Source organism: Pseudomonas japonica (genome assembly GCF_013522925.1).
GTDB lineage: Bacteria > Pseudomonadota > Gammaproteobacteria > Pseudomonadales > Pseudomonadaceae > Aquipseudomonas > Aquipseudomonas japonica_A.
On sequence record NZ_JAAMQU010000019.1, the window covers coordinates 47,093 to 55,280 of the forward strand.

An 8,188-nucleotide genomic window follows, 5' to 3' on the forward strand; every position below is an offset into this window, starting at 1 on the left:
TCTGTGGATAGGCTCGATAGAAATATTCTTGCTGAGTTACAAAAGGATGGCCGTCTGTCTCTCACTGATCTGGGCGAAAGGGTAGGGCTAAGCCTTTCTCCGTGTCACCGTCGCGTGCGGGCCTTGGAGGAATCTGGAGCAATTCGTGGTTACAGGGCCCAGCTGGATACTGCGGTCCTTGGGCTCAATTTTTCAGCATTGGTTTTCGCCACTTTGCGCGAAGGCAATCAGGAAGCGGTGGCGGCGTTCGAAGCCGCGCTTATCGACATAGCAGAAGTGGTTAATGCGCAGCGCCTGTTCGGCGAGCCTGATTACCTCCTGCACGTCGTAGCGCGGGATCTGCCAGCCTTTCAGAAATTGTACGACGATGGCTTATCAAGGCTCCCAAACGTCCAGCGGCTAACGTCTACCCTTGTAATGAAGCACGTCATTTCAGAGCGTGGACTGCCACTGTAAACCTGAATTTCAAAGGCAGCCTTAGGCCAGGCTTTGGCACGTAGAAGCGCTAAATATAGGTTATCGGTCGTAACCAACGAGTCAGGTTTCCAAAATGCTATTCGATGCAACACGGAGAGGAATGAAGCTGGAGGGGCAGGACCGTCGATCACTAGATGGGTATATGGGGGTCACACCCTGATACGTTCGACTTCGCTCAGACTGATTTCGTCGCTTCGACGATCGTAGTTCTGCGTGGTACGGGTTGAAGAGTGATTCGCCATGGCTGCCGCGCTTTCCAGCGTACCGCCATTTTTCAGGTAAGCCGTGATTCCTGTTGCCCGAAAAGTATGGTTGCCAATACGTGTATGAATGCCGGCAGCTGTTGCGCGGCGGCGTACCATGAGGTAGGCGCTCGGCTGGGGAAGGGCGGTCCTGCTAAATTGCTTAGTGCCTCGCGCTATCGTTCTGAACAAAGGGCCTTTACCGTCCAGGTCAATACCGGTCCCCACCAGTTAGGTGTGCGGATACTCTTCCGGGAGTGATGGCAAGGCATTGTGTATTGCTTGCCACCTTTCTCCCGCAACCGAACCCATAGCCGGCGGTTCTGCGTATAGACGTCATCAAACTTCATAGCCAGCGCAGCACCAATGCGTGCAAAACGAGAAAACCATCAGCCCTATTGTGGTGGTCAACTGATCCCGGACACTGCGTTAAGTTTTTCCTCAGCGACCCCAGGTGCTAACCCGGCATTGAACTGATGCGGTCGCTGACAGTTGTACTACTGGATCAGATACCGACCGATATCCTGCTTCGCCAGCGCAGCGCTCATGTAGCCCACCATCGGTATCCATTCAGTTTTCAAGCTACGGAACAGCCGCTCCATCGGAGCATTGTCAAGGCAGTTACCACGCCGGCTCATGCTTTGTTTGAAGCGATATCGCCAGAGCCTCTGGCGGAACGCTCGGCTCCCATATTGGCTGCCCTGATCACTGTGAAACAACACATTCTGCGGCCGGTCACGTTGCTCGTAAGCCATGTCCAACGCCTTGATTACCAAGTCAGCGTCAGGGTTGGGTGAGAATGCTCAGCCCACAACCCGGCGCGCACATAGGTCGATAACGGGGGCCAGATAATGCCAGCGGCCTTTGGCCCAAATGTACGTAATATCACCGCACCAGACCTGATTAGGGGACGCGACAGCAAACTCACGATTCAGCACATTCGGGATATCAGGTCGCTCTACGGTGGCCTTTTTGTAGGCATGGGAGCCCGGTTTCTTGCTGATCAAGTTCATCTCGCGCATCAACCTGCGTACCTTGAACCGCCCAATTTGCAGACCGTCCGCTTTCATCATCAACATGATGCTGCGGCTACCCGCAGCGCTTCGGCTTTGCGTGAATAACTCGTTCACACGGCTGCCCAAATACACCCGTTAAGCGTCCGGAGTTCGACGTCTACGGCAGTATGCGTAGCAGCAGGATCGAGTGACTTCAAAGACCGAGCACAAAAAATCAACTGGCTCCTCCGAGCGCAATTGATCGATTAACGCAAGCGCTCGTGTTCCTCGGCCATCAAGAGCGCGGTAGCCTTTTTTTAAATCGATTTCTCTCGTTTCAAGCGGTTGATTCGGGCTTCCAGTTCCTGGATTTTCTGCTGCTCGGGTGTCAGCGCTTTGCTGGTCGGTGTGACACCGCCTCGTTCCTGCTGGAGCTGGTTGACCCACCGGCGCAGGGCCGATTTTACCAACCCGAGCGACTGGGCTGCATTGGTGTGGCTATAGCCCTGGTCAAGCACCAGGCTGGCAGCTTCGCGCTTGAATTCAGGGGTGAAGGTACGTCGTTGTCTGCTCATCAAACACCTCTATGTGGCGATCATTTTCGCCTAAAAAGTTGTCCGGGGTTAGTAGACCACTACAGTTGGACGGCTCAACGTCGCGCCGCGTTGTCTTTCTCTCAAGCCTGCTAGAGATGAAAGCTCCTCCAATTAAAACAACGTGCCCGTTCGTTCAAAGCTTCAACAGGCAGTTGTTCGACTGACGTCGACGCTGCTTAAACTCCGTTCAGATCAGTTGATCGCAGAAGGTGTATTGGCCGGACTCATACAATTTTCCAGCGATGGAGGTGCATTAGTAAAGAAAACTATCTCTGATTTGGATGGAATTAGTGGTGAGAAAATAGGTTATCAAGAGTTTTTAGCCGGCAGCGTCAAAAAATCGTTTTGGGGGAGGGGAGGGGTAATGAGCGAGCTAATGGTTCACCAGGAGGGAAACGAACGTCGATTGACTGCCGCCGAGTTCCAGCACCTGGCCACGGTACCAGCGGCGGTCGAATGGTTTGCCAATATTGATAACCCGCGCACGCGTCGGGCGTACCAAAACGACCTGGAAGACTTCTGTTCCTTTATAGGGCTGGCCACAGCGGAAGATTTTCGGGCGGTGAACCGTGCCCACGTTCTCGCCTGGCGTGCCCAGCTGGAAAAACGCGGCCTGGCCGGGGCTACCATCCGGCGCAAACTGGCCGCGCTGGCCAGCCTGTTCGACCACCTCTTGGAATGCAACGCCGTTGCCGGTGGAAACCCCGTGCATGGCGTCAAACGGCCCAGAATCGAAACCAACGAAGGCAAGACCCCAGCGCTGGGCGATCACCAAGCCAAAGCACTGTTGGAAGCACCGGACGTGGCCACGCTGAAAGGGCTGCGCGACCGCGCCCTGCTCGCGGTATTGCTGTACCACGGGCTGCGCCGGGAGGAAGCGGCGCAGCTGACGGTGAGCGATATCCTGGAACGCCGCGGCATCAAGCATTTGCTAGTCCACGGCAAAGGCGGCAAGGTGCGGTACCTGCCGTTGCACCCGGTGGCCGCGGACCGCATCCATGACTACCTGGAGCGTTCCGGGCATCACCTGGTCGCGCCGAAAGGCCCGCTTTTCCTACCCCTGCGCGGTCCTGTTGACCGAGGCGGCATCACGGCGGATGGCATCTATAAGCTAGTCGAAGCCTATGCAAAAAAAGCCCGCATCAAGGTAGACGGCCTGGGCGTGCATGGCCTGCGCGCTACGGCGGCCACCAATGCCCTGGAGCATGAGGCAGACATTGCCAAGGTCCAGGCGTGGCTCGGCCATGCCAACATCAGCACGACTCGGATCTATGATCGGCGGCAGAACCGGCCTGAGGATTCACCGACGTACAAGGTGAAATACTGAAGGGCCCAAGCCCCGTTTGGCATAATGCTGGCCCTTCGATCAACCTGGCGGCAGAGAGACCGGCTTGCCTAAATTCCATGTAGATTCAATCCAGACCTGGCCGCCGTTTGAATACGATGGCAAGCCATACGATTTGAGCCATCTGGACTGCCATGAAGTCGTGTTCAAGACTCACCAGGGTGAAATCCGCTTTGTGGTGACCTACGGCCTGCACTGCTTCACCAAGGACGGCACCGAGCACAATATTTCCTTCAGTTATGCAGACGGTCGCCATAGCCAAGCGGTGTGCCTGGAGCGGTACGCTGCCTCAAAACAGCTGCGCCGTATCATCGAACAGCTCGACCAGGGCGCGTTGCTCTACCACCAGGAAGGCGAACGGTTTTTCACCCTGCATGTCCAAAACAACCTGAATGGGGTCATCGAACCCTACAAGGTCTGCCTGGCCGTGTTTCGGGAATACCGCGTGCTACGCATACACGTTACCAGCGCCTATTTCGCGCGCACAGGCGAAGGTGCTCCGGGGGTGCCGGTCAACAAAAAAGGCTTCAGTATTTTCAAGGTTGCCCTGGACACGCAGAAAAAGCCCAAAGGGCAGTATCCGAAGGAAGTGAGGAACCGGCACACGCCGTGAGAGAAAGGCGACCCCCCCTTAAAGAGGGGGTCTCAGCCGCCGCGTTGCGCGCATTGCGACGGGGCAGGACGTTGTTACCTCGCCATGGGCGAACTGAGCAAGCTCAGCAACGGGGCGCGATCCGAAGATCCCTGTAACCACCCTTGCGCGCCACGTGTGCGCTTAATGATTATGTCATAGCTGACAGCCCCGTCAACAGGCTAGGGGTTGACCTTCGCCCCGCTAGGCTTAGCAAGGAATCGCCGCAAACCTTCTGCTCCCTAGGCTTCGAACCCTCCCATCCTTTGATTACCCTGATGCTGCAGGGCGGTAGAGCCCATTGGGAGTCAAAGTTAGGATTGAGGCCAACTTAGCTTCCTAAGACCAAGTATTTTCACTCGGACCGTTTCATAGAAACTCGAAGCTAATCGGGTTTTTGTTCTTACAACAGCTAATTTTTCGTCATCACCTGACACATCAATTCCGATCGTCTTAAAAACCCTGGATAGCTCCAAATCAGCTTCGTCCGGAGGAAGCAGAATAGACGGGTCTTTCTTTGCGCGATCTTCGAGGGTTGCAATATTATCAACCAAAGAGTTTTGTTCTTTAGCCAACTCGTTACTAATATTTTCTACGACACCTTTCAGATATTCGTAGTCAGCACTAGAAAGAACGACTTTTGCTTTAGACATTTCAAAATGCTCCATTAAACATACAGCAGCATCCACCTTTAACAGGTTATCCCCCAAAGAGCCAGCGTTGCGCCGCTTGGCTGGCGGCACCATAAGCCCTGAGCAAAATGGAGAAATATAAACTAGATCTTGTATTAAATCATCTCGATTACGGAGGTAAATTTCGGCATTCAATTTCTTAAGGCTCTCTGTCGCCGTTAGCAGCTTCTCATTTGTAGTGACCAGCTCAGCTTCACGCCTAGCGATGGCTTCCTCTAAAGCCGCAGTTTTGTATAACGGGATAACCGTAAAATATAAGGCGCCTATAGTAAGCGCAAAAAATCCAAATTGAGATATATGGCTAAGCCGGCCTAACCATAAATCTATATTTGATTCAGAGCCATAAGTTGAATTTTTTGCCACGACTTTATTCCTAAATATTTACTAACACGGTTTATTTGTCGGGAAAACTGAACGATTAGTAAGCTTTTAGACAGCCCATTCCATAATTTTAGTGCGCCGCGATCCGTAGATCGCGCAGCTACAGATGTCTAGCTTCCCACGAAGCGCTCTACGCGCGTTATGGCGATTAGACAGTTAGGCTCGGCTAAAGCTTTTGCTTTTTAATCCCCGGAGGTAATGCCTCTACCCATTCAAGCTTGCCTACTGGTACAGAGATAACCGTAGAATCTTTATAAAGGATACAGAATTGGGTGGAACACTCAACTACTTTCCAGCGCTCAGGAGATTCGCCGGATGGCGTACGTAGCATCAACCACGGTGCATTAAGATATCCATCCTCAACATCTTTACGCGCGGCATCTTTCCCAACATCCCTGAAAGGATTAATCATAAGCATAATCGACAATATGGTAAATATCAACATGCCCAGCGCAGCATAGAGCGCGAGAATAACAGAAAAGCTATTAATAATCGAAGCCCGAAAAAGCGGTGACCGATTAATTAAGACTTTCTTCCCCACCCTATTTGTTGGAATTTTTGCTGAAGCGTAGTGGTGAAACACAGTATAGACAATAACCCCCAGCAAAATAAGGAGCAAGGTTATAATAAAAACCTTAATTGAGCTTTTAGAAAGCGTATTAAGGATGCCTATGGTTAACTTAAACCACGCAATCGTTCCATAGAAACCAGCATCACTTGATGCCACTGGATACATGGTCGTTTCCTGATTTAAATATGATAAATAACCGTCATGATAAGACCGACCATTCAGTGAAAAAACCCAAGAAGATATGAGCAATAACACTGTGCCTATGGCTGCGAGATCTACTAAGGTTCGCCATCCTTTCTTACTTTCTTTAACTGCATTAATTACTTCGTTTGAATTGTCAATCATCGTACATCCTTGCCGGTTTCTTCAGATAAGAGCAGTCAACGGTTGCTATTAGAAAACATCAATTAACGGATCCTTATAGCCCAAAGCAGGTCAACCCGCGTGGTGTAGCTCTGGCCATCAGCTCGCGGCGCATCCCCAGTCCGCGCTATGGGGTGGAGGAAGACGTGGCCATGGGGATGACTCTTAACTGTATGAATTTACAGTATTACAGCCAAATCCCGTACGGCAAGATTTTTTCGGTCCAGCCGTCGTCTGGCGTCTGCAAACCGGACACACCCCTCAAAAGGGATGCTGCTCAGTCAAGCCGCTGAAGGCTGACGGCACGGCTGCTTGAGCCCGAAGTTATACATATGCTTTATCAAATATGCGAAAGTTCGTATATTCGATTTTTCGTATACGACAGCGATTTCTGGAGGACGTATGGCCCCGCCCATGACCCCCACGGCACTGTTCAAGTGCCTGGCGGATGACACCCGTACCAAAATCACCTTGCTGATCGTGAGCCAGGGCGAGCTGTGTGTCTGTGAGCTCACCGCCGCGCTCGACCTGAACCAGCCGAAAATTTCCCGCCACCTAGCCCTGCTGCGTTCGGCCGGCTTGCTGATGGACCGCCGTCAGGGCCAATGGGTGTACTACCGCCTGCATCCCAAGTTGCCCGCGTGGGTCACCGCCGTGCTTAAAGACGTGGTGGACGCTAACCAGCAGTGGTTGGAAACCGAGGCCAAACGCCTTTGCGGCATGAACGACCGTCCCGTCAACCAGGCCGTGTGCAGCTGAATCACGTCCCAACCGAGTGACCCCAATGCTGACTGCCGTACTGATTTTCATAGCCACCATCGTGCTTGTCATCTGGCAACCCCGGGGGCTGGGCGTGGGCTGGGGCGCAACGTTTGGTGCCGTGCTGGCCCTGCTGACCGGTGTGGTCAGCGTGGGCGACATCCCCCAGGTGTGGCACATCGTCTGGAATGCCACCGCGACCTTTATCGCGGTCATCATCATCAGCCTGCTGCTGGATGAGGCCGGCTTTTTCGAATGGGCCGCGTTGCATGTCGCGCGCTGGGGAGGCGGCAGCACACGCAAGCTGTTTGCGTTCATCATTCTCTTGGGCGCCGCAGTATCGGCCCTGTTTGCCAATGACGGCGCCGCGTTGATCCTCACCCCGATCGTCATCGCGATGCTCCTGGCGTTGCGCTTTTCCCCTGCAGCCACCCTGGCCTTTGTCATGGCAGCCGGTTTTATCGCAGACACGGCGAGCTTGCCGCTGGTGGTGTCGAACCTGGTCAACATCGTCTCGGCGGACTACTTCAACATCGGTTTCAGCGAGTACGCCTCGATCATGGTCCCGGTGAACCTGGTGAGCGTGGCGGCGACCTTGCTGATGCTGCTGTGGTTCTTCCGCAAGGAGTTGCCCAACACCTACGACCTGGCGCAGCTGCATCACCCTGATGAGGCGATCCGCGACCGACCAACGTTCATGGCCGGCTGGTGGGTCTTGGCGGTGCTGTTGATCGGCTTCTTCGTGATCGAGCCGCTGGGCGTGCCGATCAGTGCCATCGCAGCGGTGTGCGCCTTCGTGTTGTATGTGATCGCGGCCCGAGGTCACGCGATCAACACCGGCAAGGTGCTCAAGGGCGCACCCTGGCAGGTGGTGATTTTCTCCCTGGGCATGTACCTGGTGATCTACGGCTTGAAAAACGCGGGCCTGACCGACTACATCGCGCACCTGCTCAACGTCTTTGCCGGCTACGGCCTCTGGGGCGCATCGCTGGGCACCGGGCTGCTGACCGCCTTCCTGTCCTCGATCATGAACAACATGCCCACGGTGCTGGTCGGCGCCTTGTCCATCCATGCCGCCGAGGTCGATGGCGTGGTCCAGCAGGCCATGGTGTACGCCAACATCATCGGCTGCGACC

At 54.0% G+C, this 8,188-nt stretch carries 8 protein-coding genes and 1 pseudogene; 5 read left to right on the forward strand and 4 right to left on the reverse strand.

Annotated features, from left to right (window positions below; translation table 11 throughout):
* Window positions 1-3: 3 nt before the first annotated feature.
* Window positions 4-456, forward strand: a complete 453-nt coding sequence (locus G7016_RS22865) for an Lrp/AsnC family transcriptional regulator (protein WP_181118003.1) — start codon at window positions 4-6, stop codon at window positions 454-456.
* Window positions 457-626: 170 nt separating this feature from the next.
* On the opposite strand, the gene G7016_RS25270 is transcribed toward G7016_RS22865, so the two are convergent.
* Entirely contained in the window at window positions 627-839 is a 213-nt protein-coding gene (locus tag G7016_RS25270; RefSeq protein WP_258195313.1) for a tyrosine-type recombinase/integrase, read from the reverse strand.
* 287 nt (window positions 840-1,126) lie between these two features.
* Window positions 1,127-2,289, reverse strand: a pseudogene (locus G7016_RS22875) (IS3 family transposase).
* A gap of 385 nt (window positions 2,290-2,674) precedes the next feature.
* Here G7016_RS22875 and G7016_RS22880 point away from each other — a divergent pair.
* Both G7016_RS22880 and G7016_RS22885 read left to right on the forward strand, forming a co-directional pair.
* The gene (locus tag G7016_RS22880; RefSeq protein WP_181118019.1) at window positions 2,675-3,637 is read left to right on the forward strand and encodes a tyrosine-type recombinase/integrase; all 963 of its coding nucleotides are present in this window, start codon (window positions 2,675-2,677) and stop codon (window positions 3,635-3,637) included.
* Between the two features lie 64 nt (window positions 3,638-3,701).
* The gene (locus G7016_RS22885; RefSeq protein ID WP_181118005.1) at window positions 3,702-4,268 is read left to right on the forward strand and encodes a hypothetical protein; all 567 of its coding nucleotides are present in this window, start codon (window positions 3,702-3,704) and stop codon (window positions 4,266-4,268) included.
* 332 nt (window positions 4,269-4,600) lie between these two features.
* Here the strand turns inward: G7016_RS22885 and G7016_RS22890 are convergent, their stop codons facing one another.
* Both G7016_RS22890 and G7016_RS22895 read right to left on the reverse strand, forming a co-directional pair.
* Window positions 4,601-5,341: a hypothetical protein gene (locus tag G7016_RS22890; protein ID WP_181118007.1), complete on the reverse strand. Its 741-nt coding sequence runs from the start codon at window positions 5,339-5,341 to the stop codon at window positions 4,601-4,603.
* A 184-nt stretch (window positions 5,342-5,525) separates the two neighbouring features.
* Entirely contained in the window at window positions 5,526-6,275 is a 750-nt protein-coding gene (locus G7016_RS22895; protein WP_181118008.1) for a hypothetical protein, read from the reverse strand.
* Window positions 6,276-6,695: 420 nt separating this feature from the next.
* On the opposite strand from G7016_RS22895, the gene G7016_RS22900 reads away from it, so the two are divergent.
* Together G7016_RS22900 and G7016_RS22905 are read left to right on the forward strand one after the other, a co-directional pair.
* Entirely contained in the window at window positions 6,696-7,052 is a 357-nt protein-coding gene (locus G7016_RS22900) for a metalloregulator ArsR/SmtB family transcription factor (RefSeq protein WP_181118010.1), read from the forward strand.
* Window positions 7,053-7,077: 25 nt separating this feature from the next.
* The coding region (locus G7016_RS22905; protein ID WP_181118012.1) for an arsenic transporter at window positions 7,078-8,188 on the forward strand (1,111 nt) is incomplete at its 3' end.

Excerpts from the sequence above, each read along its gene's own strand:
- G7016_RS22880 (WP_181118019.1), top strand. The coding sequence starts at position 2,675 with ATGAGCGAGCTAATGGTTCACCAGGAGGGAAACGAACGTCGATTGACT.
- G7016_RS25270 (WP_258195313.1), bottom strand. The coding sequence starts at position 839 with ATGGTACGCCGCCGCGCAACAGCTGCCGGCATTCATACACGTATTGGC.
- G7016_RS22900 (WP_181118010.1), top strand. The coding sequence starts at position 6,696 with ATGGCCCCGCCCATGACCCCCACGGCACTGTTCAAGTGCCTGGCGGAT.
- G7016_RS22895 (WP_181118008.1), bottom strand. The coding sequence starts at position 6,275 with ATGATTGACAATTCAAACGAAGTAATTAATGCAGTTAAAGAAAGTAAG.